General features: G+C 54.6%; 18 protein-coding genes. 1 reads left to right on the forward strand and 17 read right to left on the reverse strand.

The window, feature by feature from the left end:
- Positions 1-165: 165 nt before the first annotated feature.
- Genes mukB through cmoM form a run of 4 tightly spaced genes read right to left on the reverse strand, consistent with a single transcriptional unit; the run spans position 166 to position 7,411 of the window.
- Positions 166-4,614, reverse strand: a complete 4,449-nt coding sequence (gene mukB, locus ACSPHG_RS15340) for a chromosome partition protein MukB (protein ID WP_435954374.1) — start codon at positions 4,612-4,614, stop codon at positions 166-168.
- Positions 4,611-5,327, reverse strand: a complete 717-nt coding sequence (gene mukE / locus ACSPHG_RS15345; RefSeq protein WP_435954375.1) for a chromosome partition protein MukE — start codon at positions 5,325-5,327, stop codon at positions 4,611-4,613. Before mukE ends, mukB begins: the two co-directional genes overlap by 4 nt.
- Positions 5,308-6,630, reverse strand: a complete 1,323-nt coding sequence (gene mukF / locus ACSPHG_RS15350) for a chromosome partition protein MukF (RefSeq protein ID WP_435954376.1) — start codon at positions 6,628-6,630, stop codon at positions 5,308-5,310. The genes mukE and mukF overlap by 20 nt, the downstream gene beginning before the upstream one ends.
- Positions 6,623-7,411: a tRNA uridine 5-oxyacetic acid(34) methyltransferase CmoM gene (cmoM, locus tag ACSPHG_RS15355; RefSeq protein WP_435954377.1), complete on the reverse strand. Its 789-nt coding sequence runs from the start codon at positions 7,409-7,411 to the stop codon at positions 6,623-6,625. Before cmoM ends, mukF begins: the two co-directional genes overlap by 8 nt.
- Before the next feature lie 135 nt (positions 7,412-7,546).
- On the opposite strand from cmoM, the gene elyC reads away from it, so the two are divergent.
- Entirely contained in the window at positions 7,547-8,323 is a 777-nt protein-coding gene (elyC, locus tag ACSPHG_RS15360; protein WP_435954378.1) for an envelope biogenesis factor ElyC, read from the forward strand.
- On the opposite strand, the gene ACSPHG_RS15365 is transcribed toward elyC, so the two are convergent.
- The 13 genes from ACSPHG_RS15365 to ACSPHG_RS15425 form a co-directional block, all read right to left on the reverse strand.
- Positions 8,303-9,196, reverse strand: coding sequence for a YcbJ family phosphotransferase (locus ACSPHG_RS15365; protein ID WP_435954379.1), 894 nt, complete (start codon positions 9,194-9,196; stop codon positions 8,303-8,305). The two genes, elyC and ACSPHG_RS15365, sit on opposite strands and share 21 nt — an antisense overlap.
- Before the next feature lie 134 nt (positions 9,197-9,330).
- Entirely contained in the window at positions 9,331-10,077 is a 747-nt protein-coding gene (gene kdsB, locus ACSPHG_RS15370) for a 3-deoxy-manno-octulosonate cytidylyltransferase (RefSeq protein ID WP_435954380.1), read from the reverse strand.
- Positions 10,074-10,256, reverse strand: a complete 183-nt coding sequence (locus tag ACSPHG_RS15375) for a Trm112 family protein (RefSeq protein ID WP_435954381.1) — start codon at positions 10,254-10,256, stop codon at positions 10,074-10,076. The genes kdsB and ACSPHG_RS15375 overlap by 4 nt, the downstream gene beginning before the upstream one ends.
- Before the next feature lie 49 nt (positions 10,257-10,305).
- Positions 10,306-11,538, reverse strand: coding sequence for a winged helix-turn-helix domain-containing protein (locus ACSPHG_RS15380; protein WP_435954382.1), 1,233 nt, complete (start codon positions 11,536-11,538; stop codon positions 10,306-10,308).
- Between the two features lie 46 nt (positions 11,539-11,584).
- A complete protein-coding gene (gene lpxK, locus ACSPHG_RS15385) occupies positions 11,585-12,568 on the reverse strand; it encodes a tetraacyldisaccharide 4'-kinase (protein WP_435954383.1) in 984 nt (327 codons plus the stop codon).
- Positions 12,565-14,313, reverse strand: a complete 1,749-nt coding sequence (msbA, locus tag ACSPHG_RS15390; protein ID WP_435954384.1) for a lipid A ABC transporter ATP-binding protein/permease MsbA — start codon at positions 14,311-14,313, stop codon at positions 12,565-12,567. Before msbA ends, lpxK begins: the two co-directional genes overlap by 4 nt.
- A 36-nt stretch (positions 14,314-14,349) precedes the next feature.
- Positions 14,350-16,626 (reverse strand): ComEC family protein, encoded by a 2,277-nt coding sequence (locus tag ACSPHG_RS15395; RefSeq protein ID WP_435954385.1) that lies wholly within the window; start codon positions 16,624-16,626, stop codon positions 14,350-14,352.
- A 203-nt stretch (positions 16,627-16,829) separates the two neighbouring features.
- Positions 16,830-17,117 carry an integration host factor subunit beta gene (gene ihfB / locus ACSPHG_RS15400; RefSeq protein WP_121267284.1) on the reverse strand — a complete coding sequence of 96 codons (288 nt, stop codon included), beginning with the start codon at positions 17,115-17,117 and terminating at the stop codon, positions 16,830-16,832.
- A gap of 90 nt (positions 17,118-17,207) precedes the next feature.
- Complete coding sequence (rpsA, locus tag ACSPHG_RS15405; protein WP_121267283.1) at positions 17,208-18,881, reverse strand: 30S ribosomal protein S1; 1,674 nt, start codon at positions 18,879-18,881, stop codon at positions 17,208-17,210.
- 201 nt (positions 18,882-19,082) lie between these two features.
- Entirely contained in the window at positions 19,083-19,763 is a 681-nt protein-coding gene (gene cmk, locus ACSPHG_RS15410; protein WP_435954386.1) for a (d)CMP kinase, read from the reverse strand.
- Positions 19,764-19,959: 196 nt separating this feature from the next.
- Positions 19,960-21,243: a 3-phosphoshikimate 1-carboxyvinyltransferase gene (aroA, locus tag ACSPHG_RS15415; protein WP_435956037.1), complete on the reverse strand. Its 1,284-nt coding sequence runs from the start codon at positions 21,241-21,243 to the stop codon at positions 19,960-19,962.
- Positions 21,244-21,322: 79 nt separating this feature from the next.
- Complete coding sequence (serC, locus tag ACSPHG_RS15420) at positions 21,323-22,408, reverse strand: 3-phosphoserine/phosphohydroxythreonine transaminase (protein ID WP_435954387.1); 1,086 nt, start codon at positions 22,406-22,408, stop codon at positions 21,323-21,325.
- 160 nt (positions 22,409-22,568) lie between these two features.
- A complete protein-coding gene (locus tag ACSPHG_RS15425) occupies positions 22,569-23,261 on the reverse strand; it encodes a DUF421 domain-containing protein (protein ID WP_435954388.1) in 693 nt (230 codons plus the stop codon).
- Between the last annotated feature and the right edge of the window lie 32 nt (positions 23,262-23,293).

Raw genomic sequence — 23,293 nt, forward strand, 5'->3', positions numbered from 1 at the left:
CTGTTTAACTGTTAATTTCACCAGCGTTACGCTGATGCTTCTATCAGTATATAAATAGAAAAATTCAAATGCCCGTATAAATGTAAATAAAATTAAAGATTAAGAACCTTCATGCGTAAAAAAGCGGGCCGTAGCCCGCTGTGTTAAAACGCGAGATGATGAGGATCAGGAGGCTTCAGCCGTACCCGGCAAAGCCTCAGGCAACGGCGGCGCGAAACCGCGCAGGCCAACGACATGCACGTGTTCGTGGTTGTTAAAGACCTTACGCACCAGCTTGTAGGTGGTCCCTTTTTCCGGGCTGATGTTTTCCGGCGCTGCAATAATTAACTGCATTTCCAGACGCTCGCAAAGTTCAAACAGCGTGGCGATGGACTTCGCATCCAGACGCGCCGCTTCATCAAGGAACAGCAGACGGCAAGGCGAAATGTCTTTCCCGCGCAGTCGGCGCGACTCTTCTTCCCAGCTCTGAACAACCATCACCAGAATCGACATCCCGGTACCGATAGCCTCACCGGTAGAAAGCGCCCCGCTTTCCGCACGCAGCCAGCCGTCGGTGCCACGGTTAACTTCAACCTCCATCTCCAGATAGTTGCGGTAGTCCAGCAGCTCCTCGCCGATGGTCTGCGGCGTGCGCTGGCCCATATCGATTTGCGGATTCAGGCGCTGGTAAAGCTTCGCAAGGGCTTCGGAGAAGCTCAGGCGATTGCTGTTAAACAGATCCTGATGCTGCTCGTGCTGCTCGGAAAGCACGTTCAGCAGCGTGGCATGAGTTTCGCGAACGTTGACGTTCAGACGAACGCTGTTTACCTGGCCGAAGGAGACGCTTTGCAGCCCCTGGTTCAGCATGCGAATACGGTTTTGCTCGCGCTGAATGGTTTTGCGAATGATGTTCGCCACGCTGCGGGAGCTGATGGCCAGCTTCTGCTCGCGGGACGTCAGCTCCTCGGTCAGGCGGCCCAGCTCGATTTCCATCTGTTCGATAGCTTCAACCGGATCGTCGGTGCGGATGATATCCTGACGGATACGCTCGCGCAGATGCTGGTAAACCGCGACAAAGAACTGAATCTTGCGTTCCGGACGTTTTGGATCCTCGGACATGCGCAGCACGTCGCGCAGATGCTCGTTGTCCGCCACCGCCAGACGCAGTGCGCCGAGCGCCTTATCCGACATAGAACGCAGTTCGTCGCCCGTTTGATAGGCCAGCTCGCGACGGTGCAGACGACGCTCCACGCCGTTGTCTTTCACCATGCGCATCACCGCGCACCAGCCCGCTTTCGCGGTCACAACCTGCTCGCGCATCTCAAAGTAGCTGCGCTCCAGCTGTTTGAGCTTGCGGGTCAGGTTGTTCATTTCCGCTTCGCAATAGGTCAGCGCTTTTTCAAGCTGGTTGCGGCGGGAACGGTTATTGCTGAGCGCGGTATGGAGTTCGTCGCGGCGAATACGCGCGCGCTCTTCCGCACCGATATCCGCCCGTACGCCGATATCCTGTAGCTCTTTATGCAGATCGTTAAGCAGCTCTTTCTTGGTGTCGAAGGAGCTTTTCAGGGAGGCCATCAGCTGGCTGAACTGGCTGAGCTGCTGGGCGTGGCTACGCAGCGCGTCACGACAGCGCGCGCGCTCCGCTTCGGCCTGTTCCAGGCGGCTACGCAGCTTTTCGTTCAGATCGCTGTTGCCGTCGAGCATGGCCGCAGAATCGGAATAACCGAAGTGCGCGCGGCGCTGCACGACTTCCGTTAAGGCAAAGGCCTGCTGGCGCGCGTCGCGCTGAATCTGCTGCGCGTACTGGTAATCTTCTTTTAACTGCTCAAACTGTTCCGGGTCGCTCTGCAACACGGAGGCGACCGCTTCGAGTTTCGCCAACTGAGCGCCGTGCTGGTGAATAAAGCGCGCCGCTTCTTCGGCTTCCATCAGGCGTTCGCGAATTTCATCGCAGCGGTCGGCCAGCGTTTCGTCGTTCAGCAGGCTAACGCGCGGCAGCAGGCGGTTCAGCTGCGCAACGCCCTCTTTTGCGAGGTCGAACTGCTGGCGCTGCTGCTGGTTATCATTTTCATGATTGCTGATGGCACGTTCGATTTCACCGCGACGGGCGTTGAGCTGGCGAATTTCGTCTTCTGGATCTTCGTCAAACGCCACGCCCAGGTGTTGGCCGATAAAACGGCTGAACGCCTGGTGCAGGCGCTGGGACTTCTGCACGTCGAACGAGAGCGTGGCGAAGCGTTCGGCCAGGGTTTCGCGTTCGGCATGCAGATTTTCAAGACGGTTCTCACGGGCCGCGCGTCCAAACAACGGCAGCTCCGGCAGGCGAGAGTAACGCCACTGGCGCTCGGCGGTTTTCACCAGCACGGCGGCATCCATCTCTTCGACGGTAAAGACGCTATCATCGAAGGAAGACGGGTCCCCTTCAATCAGGTACAGGTCTTCCGGGCAGTCTTCCAGGCTTTCGAGCTGTTCACGAACCAGCGATAAATCCGGCACCACGATGGCGTGCCGCGACGGGCCATAGAGCGCCGAGAAGTACGGCGCGTCGTCCAGGCTGATGTCGTCATAAATTTCCGACAGCAAAACGCCGCCAAAGCGTTCCGCCAGCGCGTTCAGACGAGGATCTTCGGCGCCACCGGGCTGGCTGAGGCGTTCAATTTCTTCGTCTACCGCGCGTTTACGAGCACCGACTTCATCGCGTTCAACCGTTGATTCGCGCTCGCGCTCAAGCAGCTGCTGCATGTATTCGGTGACGTGCTGGCCGCTTTCGAACTCTTCGTTACTTTGCTCGCAAAGCTGGTTGAGGCTGGTTTGTGCAGCCAGCCAGATTGGCGCGCGCAGGGTCAGGCGCTTGATGCGTGCCTGTATCTGCTCCTGCTCCTGACGCAGGGAAACGCGCTGTTCGCTCGCGTCGGATACGCCCTGTTGCAGAGTAGCGATGCGTTCTTCCAGCTCTTCATGCAGCGCTTCGAGATCTTCAGGATCGAACTGTTTGCCCTGACGTTTGCAGAACTCGGCCAGCAGACGTTCGGCTTCCTGCTGCTCGCGCAGGCGCTGCTCAAGCTCGTTAAGACGCATACGCAGCGGCTGAACCTGTTCGGTCAGATGGCGCTGGTTGTTGCTGTCGCGCAGCAGTTCGCGCGCGGCTTCCCACGCTTCGCTGCGGCTTACCGGGCCGCTAATGGCCGTAACCAGCTGGTAAGCATGTTCAAACTGGCTATGCGCCGTTTGCGCCACGCTCATTTTCTGCTCGAGAGTCAGCAGTTTTTCCGTCGCTTCCTGCTCTTTGGCCTGGAAGGTATCCAGCCATTCGTCGGCGCTGTCGGCCGTTAGGTCCGGCAGATGGCACACCGCGCGGGCGCGTTCAAGGGCCTGCAGAGCCTGCTGATACTGGATAGCTCGCGTCTGCTGCACGTCGAGCGCCTGCTGGTAATCGGCAAGCTGGTTTTTCAGCTCGTCCACTTCCAGCTCGGCGGCTTCGGCACGGGCCTCGTTTTCTTCCTGCTGTTCCTGAGCTTCGGCTACGATTTCATTCTGCTCTTCAAGGCGCATTTGCAGCTCGTCGAGGTCAGATTCATAGCGCTCAATTTTTTCCTGCTGGCGGATCGCGGTCTGCACCAGGTTCAGGTGATCGCTTGCCGCCTGGTAATCCGTTTCCAGATCCCCTTCCGCACCGCTGTGTTCGGAAAGCTCGCGGGCCATATCGACATGCTTGAACTGCTCTGCAGCCAGCTGTTTGCGGCTGATGTGCAGCTCGCGACGGAACTCGAGCGCTTTATCCAGGTGAATGCGGCGTTCGTTGGCGTGACGCATGTAGTCCGCCGCCACGTAGTTGGTGGCTTCGGAGATGAGATGCTTAAACAGATCGCGGTCGGACTGGGTGACGCGAATAGCTTCGAGCGTCATGCGGTTTTCGCGCAGGGCGGCTTCCATATCCTGGAAGGCTTTACGCACGCCGCTGTTTTCCGGCAGCAGGTAGTCGCGCAGGGAACGGGTGATGGCGCTGGAAATCCCGCCGTAAAGCGAGGCTTCAATCAGGCGGTAGTATTTGCTACGGTCCGAGGCGCTTCGCAGACGACGCGCCACGATGCCCAGATCGAACATCAGCGAGTGGTATTCGGTTATCGAGTTGAACTGCTTGAACTGAACGCCTTCGATGGCTTCAACTTTATCTTTCAGCTCCTGCAGGCTCAGCACGCGCGCCTGACGCTCGTTGAGCGTTTCCGTCAACAGTTGCGTGGGCTGAATGGACGTTGGCAGCCCCTGAATCGCAAAGGGTTTGATATCCACTTTACGATCGCGGCCTGCAACCTGTTGCAGACGCACGCCAACCACCACGCGCTGATGGCGAGAGTTGATGACGTCAAGCGTGGAATAACAAACGCCCGCTTTCAGCTTGCCGTGCAGACCTTTGTCGCGCGAGCCTGACGTAGCCCCGGCTTCGGTGGTATTACGGAAGTGCAGCAGCGTCAAATCTGGGATTAAAGCGGTAACAAAGGCCGCCATGGTGGTGGATTTACCGGCCCCGTTACCGCCCGAAAGCGTGGTGACCAGTTCATCTAAATCAAAAGTACGCGCGAAGAAACCGTTCCAGTTAATCAGCGTGAGCGAGCGAAACTTTCCGCGTTCAATCATTCCTGTTCATCCTCCGCGTTATCCTGGGCATTGAGTGACTCTTCTGGCTCATCGTTGAGCTGCAGGCGGCTTTCGACCGGCATTGCCTCGCCGTCGCGAATCATGCGCAGCTGCGCTTCGCGTGGATCGTCGCCGGTACGCACATCGGCACCAAAGCGGAAGACCGATTCCGTGATGCGGAATTTGCTGCTGTCGTGTCCCATGAACCAAATCATGCCGAGGCGGCGCAGGCGCGTCAGGGAAGAACGCACTTTCTCCTGCAGCTTTTGACGGTCAACGTCAGAACCGGTTGAACGGTTGTTCACAAGCTTTAGCAGTTTGCTTTCGTCAGCGAGCGTCAGCAGCTCATCGTAAAGTTCCTGCTGCGTGAAAATCCCTTCGTTAGCCAGACGTTCCGGGCTGAGATAGAGATAACAGAGGATTTTGCCAACCATCATGTCCAGCTCGGAAAGCACCGAGCGCGGGATAAGCGTGGTGGAACGCGGGCGAAGATAGAAGAAACCTTCCGGCGCGCGGATAAGCTCCACGTTATAGCGGGCGTAGAACTCTTCCAGGTCGTCCTGGAAGTCCATTAAAAAGGCATGATTATCCAGCTCGTCGAGGCCAATGTGCCGCCCGGCACGAAGCTGGCTGTCGAGGGCCGGGAATAACGGATTTGCCAACGCCTGTGCCAGCTTAACCGGCATCACTTTTTCAATATTTGTTGATGACATGCGCCTGTACCTTGGCTCCGTAATCGTTAATTGCCTGCCACTGAGGCGGCAGGCCGGTAAAGTCTGCTTCAGCCACACCGAGGCGTACCGCCTGGTCGACCACGATTCGTGCCACATCAAAATGGCGCGCGCGCGGATATTGGGTGAGATAGTCTTTCATCACCACGCCTAAATCTAGCGGCACTTGTCTGGTTTTGTAGACCTGCAGCGCGGCTTCAATCATCGCCGCCAGCTGTTCGCGGATCTCATTAAACTCTTCGAACTCAAGGTCGGTTGGCAGCTCGCCCGTCACCTCTTCATCGCGCAGCGTCATTTCTTCGTCGCGCATATCAAGCAGGCGGTCGGCGTTGGCATAGGTCAACGCCCACGGCGAGTCGAAATAATTTTGTACCGAAACGCGCAGGCGCTGGGCAAAGACGCGGTTTTTGTCCATGTCGATGGCGGTACGAATGAATTTATGCACGTGGCGGTCGTAGCCGATCCACAGGTCGATAGCCTGCTGGCCCCAGCTGATGATGCGGTCCAGCTTGCTTTGCAGATCGAAAACCAGACGGTCGACAAAGTGCAGGTCGTCGCGCCCCATCGTCGATTCCTGAATGCGCAGCAGGTTCGCCTGTAGCTTATCGCCCGCGGCTTCCAGGGTGTCCTGAAGCTCGCGCAGCGTGCCGGAGGTTTCAGACAAAAGAAGTTCACAGCTGGAGATAGCCGCGCGCCAGTCTTTGTTAAGCAGCTGCGCGATGTCGTCTTTTACCTGCTGCTGCTGCTCGTCCATGATGCGCTGGGTAAGATCAATGCTGTCGAAAATCTCCGCGACGGAGTATTTCAGCGGCGCAAAGACGTTGCGATGCCAGTGGAATTCATCGCCGTTTTCATCGGCAGCGTCGGCGGCGCGTTTAAGCTCGCCGGCCACGATATTAAGCTGCATCGACAGGCGCAGCGTGGAAAATTCGCGCTGGCGAATGTAGTAGTCGGTGATCCCGATACCCAGCGGCGTAAGGCGATAAATGGAATTCCCTTCATGAATTTCGCTGGTAAAGCGGTTGAGCAGACGCTGGCGCACCATGTCATTGATGGCATTGTTTGCGCGCACGTTTATAGTTTCCGTGGTTTGTTCAAACCCGTCGCTCACGTGGCGGAAGGCATCCACCAGTTCCCCTTCACTAAGCTCACCGTCCATCCTTTCGCCGTTCAGCGTGGCTATCGCCAGCAGGAACGTCAGGCGTTCGGTTGGGAGCGTGATTGAGAAATCATTTTTCCTGGCCCAGGCAACCAGTTCCGGCACTGTCTGGGAAACATCACTCATAATTTGTCCTTGGCTCAAGCGGCTTGATGGCTGTCACGTGGATATAGCGACCGAGGCTCACAAAAGGCTCCTGGCGGCAATACTGCGTTTCAAGTTCAAGCAAATCGTCAAAACCATCGCGTTGTTTTTGCTTGTCGCGCAGGTAATCATGGAACACCCGCACGCCGGTTTTCCCGGTAATCTGCCAGCCAATTTGCTCCAGCCAGTGGTACACCTGTTCTGGCTGCAGCGGATTGTCAGGCGAAAGCGTTTTGTTTTTGTTCTTTTTCATGCCCTGCAAAACGTATTCGAAGTTGCCGACGAACATGTTACGCATCAGCAGGCCGTTAGCATTGTAGAACATCAGCGACAATGCGCCGCCCGGTGCCAGGCAGTCCCACAGCGACTTAAGCACGGCTTGTGGATCCACGACCCATTCCAGCACCGCGTGAAACAATATCAGATCGGCTGGCCTTTCCAAATGTCGGCCAATATCCTGAGCGGATGAATGTACGAAATGCATGTTCTCGCTCACACCTTTTTCACAGGCCAGGGCCTGAGCGCGGGCGATCATCGCAGCGGAAACGTCGCAGAGGATAACTTCATGGCCCAGTTCGGCCATACGGCAGCCCGTTTGGCCTTCTCCGCCACCGGCATCTAATACCCGCAGCTTTGGCGGCAGGGTGGCGAGCAGCGCATCAAGATCCTGCCACAATATGGCCTGGCGCAGCTGGCCTTTGGTTGTCCCATAGATGTTGCGTGAGAACTTCTCGGCAATGTCATCAAAATTGCGGTCACGCACGGGTACTACTCCACAGCCTTTAAGGGTCAGACTTTCAAAACCGCTATTTTGGCACAGCTTGCAGGAGAATGAACCTGGCTGGTGTAATATCACCAGCGTTTGCCTGTCGGATGGTCAAAAAAGGACCCAGAATTCATGCTTTTTATCCTGAAAAAAATTATTGGCGGCCTGTTGCTGCCCCTACCATTTCTACTGTTGGTTATTGGCGCGGCGATTTTGCTGCTGTGGTTCACCCGCTGGCAAAAAACCGGGAAAGCGTTACTTACCGCCGGTTGGCTTGTTTTGCTGCTGCTAAGCCTTCAGCCGGTAGCCGATCTCATGCTTAAGCCGATCGAAAATACCTATCCGACATGGCGCGGCGGTGAACGGGTTGATTATGTCGTGGTGCTTGGCGGCGGCTATACCTGGAACCCGGATTGGGCACCAAGCTCTAATCTGATTAATAACAGCCTGCCGCGCGTTACCGAAGGCGTGCGGTTGTGGCAGGCCAACCCCGGCGCGAAGATGATTTTCACCGGGGCGCGGGCGATGACCAATCCGGTAAGCACGGCTGAAGCGGGAGCAAGAGTGGCGGAAAGTTTGGGCGTACCGCGTTCGGAGATAATCACGCTCGACGGCCCGAAAGATACAGAGGAAGAAGCGGCGGAGGTGGCAAAAGCGATAGGCGACAGGCCTTTCCTGCTGGTGACCTCCGCCTCGCATTTACCGCGTGCGGTAATTTTCTTCCGCAACGCGGGCCTGCGCCCTATTCCCGCCCCGGCCAATCAGATGGCGATTGAGTCACCGCTCAACCCGTGGGAGCGAGCCATTCCTTCGCCGCTTTGGCTGATGCACAGCGACCGCGTTGGCTACGAAACGCTGGGCCGCATCTGGCAGTGGCTAAAAGGGGCGTCAGGAGAGCCAGGGAAGTAGGCCTTTAGTTGCCGCGTCGAAAGCGGGCCGGTTAACGCGGCCCGTCTGCACCAGTTGGGCAACCGCGTCCCACAGCACGTACAGCCAGCGCCGCCACAAGAATGACTCCGCAACCGGCGCGCGCTGTAGATAGTGCCAAAACAGGCTTTCCGCCTGCCCTTCTTCATATAGCCGGAAGATTTCATATTCGCGCGGTGCCCACAGCACGATGCCAGGGTTGACCATCGCTAGCAGCTGGTCGCTTTTGCCGTCTTTTAACATGCTGCGCAGGGTAAAATTGCCGTGCACCAGCACGCAGTTATCGTTGAATCCTTCGAACATGCGCGGCAGGCATTCGCGCGAGCGGAACAGGATGCGCTTATCCAGCATCGTCAGACCGGTATTTTTAAACTGGTTTAAGGTATTCCATAACACCTCGACGCGCTGGCGATACCACGACGGCCAGATGTTTTCCTGCGTGCTGTCTACGCTACCGACGCAGCCCGCGCTGTCTACGCGGTGCCAGGAAAGCAGGCCTTCGACGATTTGATCTTTGAGATGCTCCCAGCGGTCCGGCGTTCTGGTTGGTGCTTCAACGGATACGCCGCGCAGGCGCTCCATAAGCAGCACGTCCGGACCGGGATTGTCATCGTGTGTCACGATGCCGTAGACCACAGGCATGCGCACGGTGCCGGAACGCGCCAGCATCGACATTTTCCAGGCCTGCTGCGCCGCAACGCCCGGTGAGTTAAAACTTTTCGCCAGCAAAGGCATCGCATGGCCTTCGCTATCGTAAAGCGACCAGACCGCGGTATCCGTTTGCTCACTGATACACTCGATGCGGCTTAATTTTTCACCCAGCAGGTGGCTCAATTCCTTCCGCAGCAACTCCATAACCCGTTACCCCTGTGAAGACTGGTACTTTTCATAATGAGCGCGCTTTTGCCGGATGTCATCCCTTCAGATCAATATGTCTCCAGATAGTAAAAAACCGGCTCGATGGCCGGTTTGCTTAGGTTGCGAGAGCTTTAGCGCATCGCGATACGGACACGTTCCAGATCTTCCGGCGTATCTACACCAATGCTCGGGATCTCTTTAGCTACCGCCACGTGGATTTTCTCACCGTTCCACAGCACGCGGAGCTGCTCAAGCATTTCAATTTGCTCAAGCTGGCTTGGCTCCCAGCTGATATAACGACGAACGAAACCGGCACGGTAGCCGTAAATGCCGATGTGGCGCAGGAAGGTGTCGCCAATTGCTTCACGAGACTGGGCAAAGCGGTCGCGGTCCCAGGGAATAGTCGCGCGGGAGAAATACAGCGCGTAGCCCTGAGCATCCATCACTACTTTGACCGCATTTGGGTTAAAGGCCTCTTCGGCAGAGTCGATGGGCACGGCAAGCGTTGCCATCCCGGCCTGGCTGTTGGCGAGATTTTCTGCCACCTGACGAATAATGACCGGCGGGATCATCGGTTCGTCACCCTGCACGTTGACGATAACGGTGTCATCGCTAAAGCCGCATTTTTCGATAACCTCGGCCAGACGTTCGGTGCCCGACTGGTGATCGGCGCGCGTCATGCACACTTCGCCACCGGCCGCTTCAACGGCGCGAGCGACCTCTTCATGATCTGTTGCCACGATAATGCGGTCCGCGCCGGATTCGCGAGCGCGCTCCAGAACATGCACCACCATCGGCTTGCCGTTGATGTCTTTTAACGGCTTGCCCGGCAGCCGCGTGGAGGAATAGCGGGCGGGAATAATAGCCACAAAACTCATGGATTCGTCTCGTCGAGGGTCAACGTACGCGCTTCCGTTTCCAGAAGGACGGGAATGCCGTCGCGAAACGGGAAGGCAAGGCCATCAGGCTTGCAGACAAGCTCCTGCTTTTCCTGATTAAAATAAAGTTTGCCGTTGCACACCGGGCAGGCAATGATTTCAAGTAAACGACTTTCCATAGATACTCCAGAATGGGCGCCATCAAGGGCGTCAGAATAGCATAACTGATTAGCTCGTCGGGGTAATTTCCCAGCCGCTTCCCCACGAAGCGGCGAGCGCAGCGGGAATATTTCCCAGCACAATTTGCGACGCTCCCTGCCAGAGAGCAAACTCGCTTATCGCGACTCGCAGGCCATTTACCAGGGATGCGCCGGGTTTTACACCGTCTTCCAGATATAAACTTATGATTTCCAGCTCGCCCTGTTTACGGTGCATTTTGGCATCCATTCGTCCAACAATGACGCCCTGATGCAGCAAGGGCAGTACGAAATAGCCGTACTTTCTCTTTTCCGCCGGGGTATAGCACTCAAGGCGATAGGAGAAGCCAAACAGCGCCTCGGCACGTTTGCGGTCCCATACAACCGGGTCGAAAGGAGACAGCACGGCGCTGTGCGTCGCCCTAAGCGTATTTTGTTCCGCTCGCGGCAGTAGCGGCAAAAGGGATTTATGCAGCCACATAACGCCCAACGTTTCAACCTCAACCGGGATTGCCACGCCCTGCTTTTCCCACTCCGCCATGACGCTCTTAATGGGAACGTGACGCAGGCGGTAGTAATCGGCCAGCCATTCAGGGCGGAAAATGCCCAGGCTGCGAGCGCTTTTTTCAAGCATTTGCAGTTCGGCATCCTGCTGATGAATGAGATGCAGCTCGTCGTTCCAGTCAGGCATCACGCGCGAAGTGAGATCGTAGACGCGCTGGAAGTTGCGTCTCTCCACAACCATTACCTGGCCGGAGGTAAATAGGCCTTCAAGATGTTTTTTGTGCGGCTTCCATTCCCACCAGCCGCCAGCGCCTTTACGCGGGTGTTCAAAATCTGCCGAACGAACAGGCCCCGTTTCGGCGATGTGATGCAACAACCGTTCAATTTCTTCCGCGTGCTCAATCATCCAGCCCGGTTTGTATTTCCAGCCCATGTTTTCCGGCTGAAGCATCCTGTGGCGCACCAGCGCAAAATCCTCTTTCGGCAGAAAGCAGGCTTCATGCGCCCAATACTCGATGAGTTCACCTTTCGCTAGCGCCTCATCCAGCAGACGTTGCGGATACTGACCGAGGCGGCTAAAAAGCACCAGATACGGGCTGCGGGCGACGATATTGATAGTATCGATTTGCAGAAGCGACATTTGGAAAATGGTTGCGGTAATGTCGCGAGCCTGCGCGCGGCGGCGCGGCTTGAGAAGCAGCCCCTGCGCGGCAAGGTGGAGGTTTCGCGCGGCTCGTAAGGTCAGGTACGGTAAGGACATGGTATTTCCTGTCATCAACAACCCAGTCACGGCCACGCGGAAAAGCTTATTTCACCAGCGCGACCAATGTTTGTAGCAGCTGTTCTGCCTGCGGTTGTGCAAGGTGGGCATCAACGGGCAAATACCACCAGTTTGGATGCCCTTCGGCAAAGCCACGACATTTAACGGCGTCTTTTTCAGTCATCAGTAAGGTCTGATTTTCACCCGCAAGCTTTATTACGTCTGCTTCCGTTAGCGCTTGATGGTCAGCAAGGCTAAAGGTCTGCAACGGCGTAACGCCACACTGTTGAAGCGTAGCGAAAAAACGCGGGGGGTGGCCGATACCCGCCATCGCAACCACATTTTGTAACGTCTGCAACGGACGACGTTCGCCGGTGAAAAGATTTACGGCATCCCCAGGCTTAAGATGCATAGCGATTTCGCCTTGCTGCGCCATGCCACCATTCGTTATTACTGCATCGACAGACTTTAAGCGCCCCGTACGTTCGCGCATCGGTCCGGCGGGTAACCACCAGCCATTACCAAAGCGCCTGACGCCATCCACGACAACAATTTCCTTATCACGTGCTAGAGCATAGTGCTGAAGGCCATCGTCAGTAATGATGAGCTGCGGCCGCGCGCGTTCAATGAGAGCTTTAACCGCTGCGCTGCGTTCTGGATCGACGGCAACAGGTGCGCCGGTGCGCTGGAAAATTAGTACCGGCTCATCGCCCGCCTGCGCGGTACTGGTATCAGATTCAAGGATAAGCGGGTAGCTATCGGCTTTACCGCCGTAGCCGCGCGAAACTACGCCTACGCGGATGCCGCGAGCCTGGAGCTGCTCAACCAGCCAGATAACAACCGGTGTTTTACCGTTACCACCGGCGGTAAGGTTACCGACAACGACCACCGGCACCGGCGAGCGCCAGGCTTTGCGCAGGCCTAGCTTATAGCTAAGGCGGATAGCTCCGCTCACCAGGCCATAAAGCCAGGCGAGCGGTAATAACAGCAGGTAGAGGGGAGATTTTCCCGACCAGATGCGTTCGATCATTCGCCGAACTGCATTTTGTGCAGCTGAGCGTAGACGCCCTCATGCGAGATAAGCTTCGCATGTGGACCGCGCTCAACGATACGCCCATCTTCCACCACGATGATTTCATCTGCCTGCTCGATTGTGGAGAGGCGGTGAGCAATCACCAGTGAAGTACGGTTTTTCTGCAGCTCGTCCAGCGCGGCCTGAATGGCGCGTTCGGACTCGGTATCAAGTGCAGAAGTTGCTTCATCAAGGATCAGAATTGGGCTATCGCGCAACAGCGCACGAGCGATAGCGATACGCTGGCGCTGGCCGCCGGAAAGCAGCACGCCGTTTTCACCGATTTGCGTATCCAGGCCATTTTCCATTTTGTTGATGAAGTCCATCGCATGGGCCATGCGCGCGGCCTTTTCAATTTCTTCGCGACTGTACTTATCGGTACGCGCATAAGCGATATTGTTGGCGATGGTGTCGTTAAACAGGTGGACGTTCTGGGAAACCAGCGCAACCTGATTACGCAGGGATGCCAGCGTATATTCCCGAATATCGTGACCATCAATAAGGATGCTGCCTTGCTGGATATCGTAGAAGCGGGTCATCAGGCTGGCAATGGTTGACTTACCGGAGCCGGAGCGCCCTACCAGAGCAACGGTTTTCCCTGCCGGAATGGTCAGGCTGATGTTCTGCAAGGCAGGCGCGGCGCGGCCAGAATAGGTGAAAGTCACATCCCGGAATTCCACGTCACCTTTGGCTCGTTCAAGAACCAGCTTGCCATCATCCTTTTCCTGTTCACTGTCCAGAATCGAGAACAGCGTCTGGCAGGCGGCCATACCGCGCTGAAACTGGGCGTTCACATTGGTCAAAGACTTCAACGGACGCATCAGACCGTACATGGAAGAGAAGACCACGGTAAAAGTACCGGCTGAGAGCGAACCTGTGATATTGGGGAACGCGGCCGCGATAAGGATAAACGACAGCGCTAAAGAGGCTATCAGCTGAATGATAGGGTCCGAGAAAGAAGAGGCGGAAACCATTCTCATTCCCTGGCGACGCATATGGTTACTGATTTTCTTGAAACGTTCGCCTTCGACTTCCTGGCCACCAAAAATAAGCACTTCTTTATGACCCTTCAACATCTGCTCTGCGCTTGCCGTCACCTGCCCCATCGTGTTCTGCATATTTTTGCTGAGGCTGCGAAAACGTTTTGAGACGATACGAATCAGCACGGACACGATCGGCGCGATGATAAGCAAAATGATAGAGAGCTGCCAGCTGTACCAAAACATCATCGCACACAAGCAGATAATAGAAGCGCCTTCGCGCACCACGGTTACGAGTGAGCTCGAGGAAGATGAGGCTACCTGTTCTGAGTCATAGGTAATACGCGAGAGAAGCGTTCCCGTCGACTGCTGGTCAAAGAAGGTGACCGGCATACCCATCATATGGCTGAAAAGTGTGCGACGCATGGTCATCACCACTTTTCCTGATACCCAGGAGATACAGTAGCTTGAAACGTAACTGGTGATACCACGGAGGATCATCAAGGCCGGAACGGCGAGCGCCATCCAGATCAGCACTGATGTATCGGCCTTGGCGAACCCTTCATCAAGCAGTGGTTTTAACATTGAGATCATGTACGCATCGGTTGCAGCATTAATAACCAATGCTATCGCGGCAGCTATAAGCCCTAATCTGAACGGAGCAATCACCGGCCAGAGACGGCGGAAGGTCTGCCATGTGGAGAGATCTTTATCGTTATGCATTCAATAAACCAGCATGTGATGAAATAGCCGCATATTCTACCCATTATCCTTGGTTACGCCAAACCACTGATGGTACCAACGGGGCATTATTTGCTCTCTGAATCCATTGATTTGCCATTTAGCACGGTTAATTCGAATAGTGATTTGCCCGGAGCGGGCTGTGTCAAGCCACCTGTAGCCATGCTTCTTGTACCGTTCAATAGTCTTTACAGAAGGTAAACGCCAGGCGTTATAGCGGGAAACCGAGGCCAGAGCGGCTTTGCCTGAAACCGCCCGCAAAAGCGGATCCGTGGAAGATGTACGGCTGCCGTGATGAGGAACCTGAACGATATCAGCTTGTACCGCGCCCCACCTGTTTTTTAGCATAGCTAATTCCGCCGAAGCTTCAATGTCGCCGGTTAAGAGCAGTTTATGATGGCCATCGCTTACCATAACCACACAAGAACCGTTATTCCCTGCGGCCCGACCCTTTGCTGGCGGCCATATCGCGGCAAATTCCAGTCCCTGCCATTGCCATTTTTCTCCCGCAAAACACGGCCGATGTTTTTCCCACAGCAGCGGGCTACGCACAGGCAGCTCAGGCCATGCCTTTTGCAAAGAAGTTAACCCACCGCGATGGTCGAGATGCTCGTGGCTAAGGATCACGCCTTCCAGCTTGAGGTTATGCCAGCGCAGCCAGGGAATTATGGTCTGCTGTGCGGCATCGCCACCGGGCCAGGCATTGCCCGTATCATAAAGCATCACTTTGTTGTTACGAACCAGGGCCACCGAAAGCCCATGCCCTACATCCAGCATGACAATTTCCCATCCTGACCCGCCATTTTTATTTAAAGTGCGCGTCGTAACGAGCAGTAAGGCTATTGCTAATACGGCCACCGACGCGGCTGAAGTGCGCCACCAGGCCATACGGTAAATCACAATGGCGACCCAGCCCGTTAGGCTAAGTAACTGGAATCTTTGATCGACCTCTTGCCAGCCGCCGGGGATGAGATCCAATACCCTGAATAGCTGTGCCAACAGCGCATCAACTATCTTCCACCACGTTTCTCCAAGCCAGTGTATACCCGTGAACATCAATCCGGCCAACAGGAGAGGCGTAACGATGAAGGAAACAAACGGCACGGCCACAAGATTGGCTGCCAGCGCGTTAACGCTGATACCGTGAAAAATAAAAATCTGTAATGGCATGAGAAGCAAGGTGATACCAATCTGCAAATGTAACAAACCCGTTGGATAACGATAATACCAGGGCCACTGGACTACACCTCGAGGCAGCGGCATCCATTGGTACCAGAATATCAGCGAGGCTACGGCTAGCGCTGAAAGCCAGAAGCTGTCTGAAAGTACCGTCAAAGGGTCAAAAGACAGTATTCCCGTCACACAGGCGAGCCACACTTCCCAGCCGGTCCACTGTCTTCCTTGGATCCTCAAGCTTAGCCAGATAGCGAGTGCCAGTATTGCCCTCACCGCGGGAGGATTACAGCCCGCAAGCCAGGTATAGACACCCGCCGTCAACAGGCTTGCAATGAGCGGCATTCGAAAACTGATACGATGGGCGGGCAACGCAAGCTGAAATAGCCTAGCCATTAGCCATCCAATACCTGCCGCAAGAGAGATATGTAAACCGGAGATAGCCATCAGGTGTGCCGTTCCGGTTTTCCTCAAAATATCTTTGGCTTCGCTGGTGATATTACTTCGCTCGCCGAACGCCAGCGCCTCGATAATTCCCCCCCACGGCAAGGATTGTGTGTTCTTCTGAACAGCGTCCATCCACCTTGCGCGCAACGAGCATTGCTCGCTTAGCTGCTTTGCCTCAATCACCCGACCACGAAGCGGTAGATGCTGCGCCAGGGCGTAGCGCTGGCTATCAAAACCTCCCTCATTGAGCTGGCCGTGAACGGGCTGAAGGCGCAGTTTCATCTGCCATTTTTGACCAGAGCAAACGGGCCCAGGTAAGTAGACGTTTCGCAGTACAACTCCTGCAGGAGGAAATAAATAAACTTCCGGCCCCTTTAATAGCCTTAGCTCATGATTCTTTTCGCCGTCGGTCCTGACAATGACTACGTCGGCGGTGACCGGTTTTTGTAGCCAAACTTCAAAAGGTGCGAGGCTTTCTCTGCCCGCAAGCAACCCCCAGCAGAGGCTTAGCAACATTATTGCCGGATAGCGAAGAACCTGTTTACCTGGAGCGAGAAGACATAGCGCAACGGCCAGGAGCATTATGATGCCCGACAGACTGGGAATATCCGCCAGCCAAACCAGCGGCAATATCCCAGCGATAATGCAGATACAAAGCGCAGGAAAAGAAATCACAGCAACCTCCTTGTTGGAGGAAGTGTGACGGGCCGGAATAGGCGTGTCAGCACAAAATAATGAAGCTTTAGAGAAGGTTTCCAACACTTCTCAAACATGGGACATCGTTACATAACGCTCTGCGAGGTCTGCCGCAAATCCAAATCTCAGGCATAAAAAAACGGCACCCGTAGGTACCGTTTTTGGCGTTTAAATCCGTGGACTCAATTGCCGTAAATATTGGCGCGGTCACGTAGCTCTTTGCCTGGTTTAAAGTGAGGAACGTATTTACCTTCCAGATCCACTTTATCGCCAGTCTTAGGGTTACGTCCGGTGCGAGGAGCGCGATAGTGTAAGGAGAAACTGCCGAAACCCCGGATTTCAATACGCTCGCCAAGGGCAAGAGTAGAGGCCATATGTTCCAACATCTCTTTCACTGCATCTTCCACTGCTTTAGCAGGGATATGAGATTGCTGGGTTGCAAGTCTTTCAATCAATTCTGACTTGGTCATGATTCCTCCGGTTTCCTTTCAGGAAAATTAGCTTACAGCTATCAATCGAACAAGGGCGGCCGTAGCCGCCCTGATTTAGCGCTCGGACGATTACTCGCCTTTAGCTGCTTTGAATGCTTCAGCCATTGCGTTAGAGAAGTTGCCTTCTTCCTGTTTGTTGTTAACAGTCGCAATTGCATCTTTCTCGTCAGCTTCGTCTTTAGCACGAACAGACAGGCTCACAACACGGTTTTTACGATCAACGCCGGTGAATTTAGCTTCAACGTCGTCGCCTACGTTCAGAACCAGAGTTGCATCTTCAACGCGGTCACGGGAAGCTTCAGAAGCACGCAGGTAGCCTTCTACGCCATCTGCTAATTCAACTGTAGCACCTTTCGCGTCAACTGCCGTTACTTTACCAGTAACGATAGTACCTTTCTTGTTCAGCGCAACGTAGTTGTTGAACGGATCTTCTGCGAGTTGTTTAACACCCAGGGAGATACGTTCGCGCTCTGCGTCAACCTGCAGAACCACAGCTGCGATTTCGTCGCCTTTTTTGTATTCACGTACTGCTTCTTCGCCTGCAACGTTCCAGGAGATGTCAGACAGGTGAACCAGGCCGTCGATGCCGCCGTCCAGGCCGATGAAGATACCGAAGTCAGTGATAGACTTGATTTTACCTTCAACGCGGTCGCCTTTGTTGTGGGTCTCAGCGAACTGCTGCCATGGGTTGTTTTTGCACTGTTTCAGGCCCAGGGAGATACGACGACGTTCTTCGTCGATATCCAGAACCATAACTTCCACTACGTCACCAACGTTAACAACTTTGGATGGGTGGATGTTTTTGTTGGTCCAGTCCATTTCGGAAACGTGCACCAGGCCTTCAACGCCTTCTTCGATTTCAACGAAGCAGCCGTAGTCAGTCAGGTTGGTCACGCGGCCAGTCAGACGAGTACCTTCTGGGTAACGCTTAGCGATAGCTACCCATGGATCTTCGCCCAGCTGTTTCAGGCCCAGGGAAACACGAGTACGCTCACGGTCGAATTTCAGCACTTTAACAGTGATTTCGTCGCCAACGTTCACGATTTCGCTTGGATGCTTAACGCGTTTCCATGCCATGTCAGTGATGTGCAGCAGGCCATCAACGCCGCCCAGATCAACGAATGCACCGTAGTCAGTAAGGTTCTTAACGATACCTTTAACTTCCATGCCTTCCTGCAGGTTTTCCAGCAGCTGATCACGTTCTGCGCTGTTTTCAGATTCGATAACAGCACGGCGAGAAACAACAACGTTGTTACGTTTCTGGTCAAGCTTGATTACTTTGAATTCAAGCTCTTTGCCTTCGAGGTGCAGAGTGTCGCGAACCGGACGAACGTCAACCAGGGAGCCTGGCAGGAACGCGCGAATACCGTTCAGCTCAACAGTGAAGCCACCTTTAACTTTGCCGTTGATAACACCGACCACAGTCTCAGCTTCTTCGTAAGCTTTTTCCAGCGTGATCCAAGCTTCGTGACGCTTAGCTTTCTCACGGGACAGCAGAGTTTCGCCGAAGCCATCTTCAACTGCGTCCAGAGCAACATCAACTTCGTCGCCTACCTGGATTTCCAGTTCGCCAGCAGCGTTTTTGAATTGCTCAGCCGGAATGGCAGACTCAGATTTCAGACCGGCGTCAACCAGTACTACGTCTTTGTCGATAGCAACTACAACGCCACGAACGATGGAACCCGGACGGGTTTCGATTGTTTTCAGGGATTCTTCAAAGAGTTGAGCGAAAGATTCAGTCATGTTGTTAATCTTCAAGGTTCTTTAGTTTAACGTCCATTTAGCGTCCCGCCGAATGGGGTTGTTTCACATACCCCGCCATTGGCTCCATGCCGACAGGGTTCTTGTTACAGGGGGCAAATTTTACCCGATCTGTAGTGATATCGCCATGGCAATATCATGACAAATATGACAAAAAACACGCCATCACTTATTCGGATAGCGTTAAGAAGCTAACACTTCTTGGGCGTAGGCCAGTGCGCGCTCGATAACTTCGTCTATCGACATGCTGGTGGAATCCAGCACTAAAGCGTCTGCCGCAGGGACCAACGGTGCTACGGGCCGGTTACGATCGCGATCGTCGCGCTCTTTTATTTCGGCCAAAAGCCGCTCAAAGTTAACACTAAAGCCCTTTTCCTGCAACTGTAGCATACGCCTGTGAGCACGCTCTTCGGAGGATGCGTCAAGGAATATTTTTACCGGCGCATCCGGGAATACCACCGTTCCCATGTCTCGGCCATCGGCGATTAAGCCGGGCGCTTCACGGAAGGCACGCTGGCGGCGCAGTAAAGCTTCGCGGACGCGAGGAAATGCCGCGATTTGCGATGCCGCATTCGCCACTTCCTGGGTGCGGATTTCACCGCTGACATCTTCGCCTTCCAGAATCACTTCCAGATTGCCGTTTGTGGAAACAAACCGCACGTCAAGGTGCGCAGCCAGAGGAACCAGCGCCTCTTCCGATGCGACATCAACCTGATGATGCAGCGCGGCTAAAGCCAGCACGCGATAGATTGCGCCGGAGTCGAGCAGATGCCACTGCAATGCTTCCGCCATTGCCTTACACAGCGTGCCCTTACCTGCGCCGCTTGGGCCATCAATTGTTATTACCGGGGCGGGTGCCGTCATCTTTCTCTCCTTCTCGCTGGGTCGCGGGGCCTAAAACGTGAACGCCGCGCATTATACGCCGCAACCGGCCGGACCGTTATCTTTCCGGCTAAATATCCTGGGGAAACAGGCTGAGTGTAGAAGATTTGCGCAACATCGTTGTAAGGAAACGTAGGCAGATGAGAAAACCGCATCGAATGATGCGGTTAGCAGGAATTTAAGCGAGAGTACTGATACGAGCGAGCTGCTCGAAATAGTCCGGGAAGGTTTTCGCCGTACATTTGGGGTCGAGAATAGTTACCGGGGTGTCAGACAATGCCACTAGAGAAAAACACATCGCCATGCGGTGATCGTTATAGGTACCAATTTCAGCGTTCTGTAGCTTAACGGGCGGCGTAACGGAGATGTAATCCTCCCCCTCTTCAACAACGGCACCGACTTTACGCAGCTCGGTTGCCATCGCCGACAGGCGGTCGGTTTCTTTTACGCGCCAGTTGTAGATATTGCGTAACGTGGTAGTGCCTTTTGCGAAAAGAGCCGCCGTTGCGATGGTCATTGCCGCGTCGGGAATATGGTTCATATCCATATCGATTGCGTTGAGCTCGCCGCGTTCACAAGAGATAAAATCGTCTCCCCAGGTGATTTTAGCGCCCATTTTTTCCAGCACATCGGCAAAACGAATATCGCCCTGCACGCTATTACGGCCGATACCGGTCACTTTCACCGTGCCCCCTTTAATTGCGCCAGCGGCAAGGAAATAGGACGCTGAGGAAGCATCACCTTCAACCAGGTATGCGCCAGGAGACTGATAGTTCTGGCCGCCGCGAATAACGAAGCTACGATAGTCACGGTTTTCAACGCTAACGCCGAAGGTTGCCATCAGGTGCAGCGTAATATCGATGTAGGGCTTGGATACCAGCTCACCTTTGATAGTGATTTCTGTGTCGTTCGCCGCCAACGGGGCGGTCATCAGGAGGGCCGTCAGGAATTGGCTCGATACGCTGCCGTCTACCGCAACTTTTCCACCGGTAAAACCGCCGCATAAACGTAACGGCGGATAGTTTTCTTCTTCAAGATATTCAATTTGCGCGCCGCCTTGGCGAAGAGCATCGACCAGATGGCCAATCGGGCGCTCTTTCATACGCGGCTCGCCGGTTAGCACGATATTGTTATTACCAAGACATAAGGCTGCGGCCAGCGGGCGCATTGCCGTGCCCGCATTACCCAGGAATAGCTCGAGATCGCCGGATGCCACCAGCGGGCCGCCCACGCCGGTTACTTTGCAGCGTGTGCGATCTTCTGAAAGTGAATAGCTGACGCCCAAAGCTTTCAGCGCGTTAAGCATGTGACGAACATCATCGCTGTCCAGCAGGTTGGTCAGTTCAGTCGTGCCTTTTGCCAATGCAGCCAGCAGCAAAGCACGGTTAGAGACGCTTTTAGAGCCAGGAAGATTAATGGTGCCGTCGACGAGCGCGATGGGTTGTAACGTCAGGGATTCCAACATGGGGAAGATACTCTCAAATCAAACAGAAAATACCCCGCAGGTTCGACCCGCGGGGAGAATAGCTACGTGCGACAGATTACCCGTGGCGACGTTCGAAGTTAACCATAAAGTCAGTCAGCGCTTGAACGCCTTCCAGCGGCATGGCGTTGTAGATTGAAGCGCGCATTCCGCCTACCACCCGGTGGCCTTTCAGAGCGTGCAAACCGGCAGCAAAAGATTCTTCCAGGAAGAGTTTATCCAGGCCGCTGTCTGCCAGCTGGAACGGCACGTTCATGCGGGAACGGTTAGCCGGGGCGACATCATTGCGGTAGAAATCGCTGCTATCAATCACGCCATAAAGCAGGTCTGCTTTTGCCTGGTTGATTTTGTCCATTGCCGCTACGCCACCCTGCTCTTTCAGCCATTTGAACACCAGGCCTGAGAGATACCAGGCGAAGGTCGGCGGCGTGTTAAACATAGAGTCGTTATCGTTTAGCACCGTGTAATCGATAATCGACGGACAAGACTGATGGGCTTTACCAAGCAGATCCTCGCGCACGATAACGATCGTAAGGCCTGCTGGGCCAATGTTTTTCTGCGCGCCAGCGTAGATCACGCCAAAGCGGCTCACGTCTAACGGCTGGGACAAAATAGTTGAAGAAAAGTCTGCCGTAACCACCGCCTTGCCGAAATCAGGCGTTTCATGGATAGCGATGCCGTCGATAGTTTCGTTCGGACAATAGTGCAGATAGGCGCTTTCTTCGGACACCTGCCATTCGCTCATTGGGCGGATAGCACGCAGGCCGTCAACGGTGATTTTTGCATCAAAGACGTTTGGCGTGAGGTATTTATGCGCTTCTTTTACCGCGCTGTTAGCCCAGTAGCCGCCGTCAACATAGTCCGCGGTTTTCTTGTCGCCAAGCAGGTTTAAAGGAATACCGGCAAACTGGCCGCGGCCACCGCCGTGGCAGAATAAAACTTTATAGTTCGAGGGGATTTGCAGCAGATCGCGAAAATCCTTTTCAGCCTCTTCGGCTACCTGAATAAACTCTTTGCTACGGTGGCTAATCTCCATAACGGAGGTGCCTAAGCCATTCCAGTCGCAAAGTTCGTGCTGCGCGCGACGAAGCACTTCAGCCGGCAGCATCGCTGGACCGGAACTAAAATTGTAAACCTGAGTCATTTCCCCTCACCCTGCTTGTAGCAATAAGTTTTTATGCGTCATCGGTTTTATCACTCACTTGCGGAGCCTGCAATGGTTAATCCGGCATGGTGCGGGAATGTGCGCAAAATCACACAATACAATTCACCAGCTAGCCGAAGAAATACACTATTTACCCCCATCAGGTGACGCGGGTAGCGGTACAGGCCTTAATCCAGACGTGGTGATCGCAGCGCGGACACGCGGCTTTTTCACCCGCGTTGAAGGTGACGACTTCGCTGCAGTGAATGCACGCGTAGTCAGCGTCTTCAGGTGCTCGCACGACTCGCTCAGTGCAAGGTTCGGGCAAGATCGACAGGCCGGGCTTAACGAGATGATCGGGAAAGAAGTAAACGCTTATTTGCCCGTTCGTTTCGAGAATGGCCAACCGCACCTGGCCTAAGTGCTCAACACCCCGCAGGCGCAGTTCCATAAAGAATTCGAATTCGGTCATGTTCTGGGACTGCATTTTCTCCCAGGCAAACTCCCCTTCTTCTATTATTACCGCAGGTTTGCCCTCAAGAAGCTTTTCAAGCTTCTCACTGTGGCTCATCAACCACATGACCAGACGATAAAGGCAGGCAAGCGTAATAAACACTACGAAAACCGGCAGCATTGGCACATCGTGATAGAACGCAACGTCCCCCGCAGCCGAACCGAGGGTAAGGATGATCAGCACTTCAAAGAGTGACATTTGGCGTACGCCGCGTCGCCCGGTAATTTTCAGAAATAGAAATACCAATATAAAGGTGTAAAGGCTGCGAACAGCGACTTCCCACAAAAAATCCGGCGGCATTTCGTCGAACGCCATACGTTGTAAATCGAAGGTCTTCATTTTCTCCACCATAACAGTATGTTACTGAGCGT

The sequence above is a fragment of the Dryocola baronae genome (genome assembly GCF_051297175.1).
GTDB lineage: Bacteria > Pseudomonadota > Gammaproteobacteria > Enterobacterales > Enterobacteriaceae > Dryocola.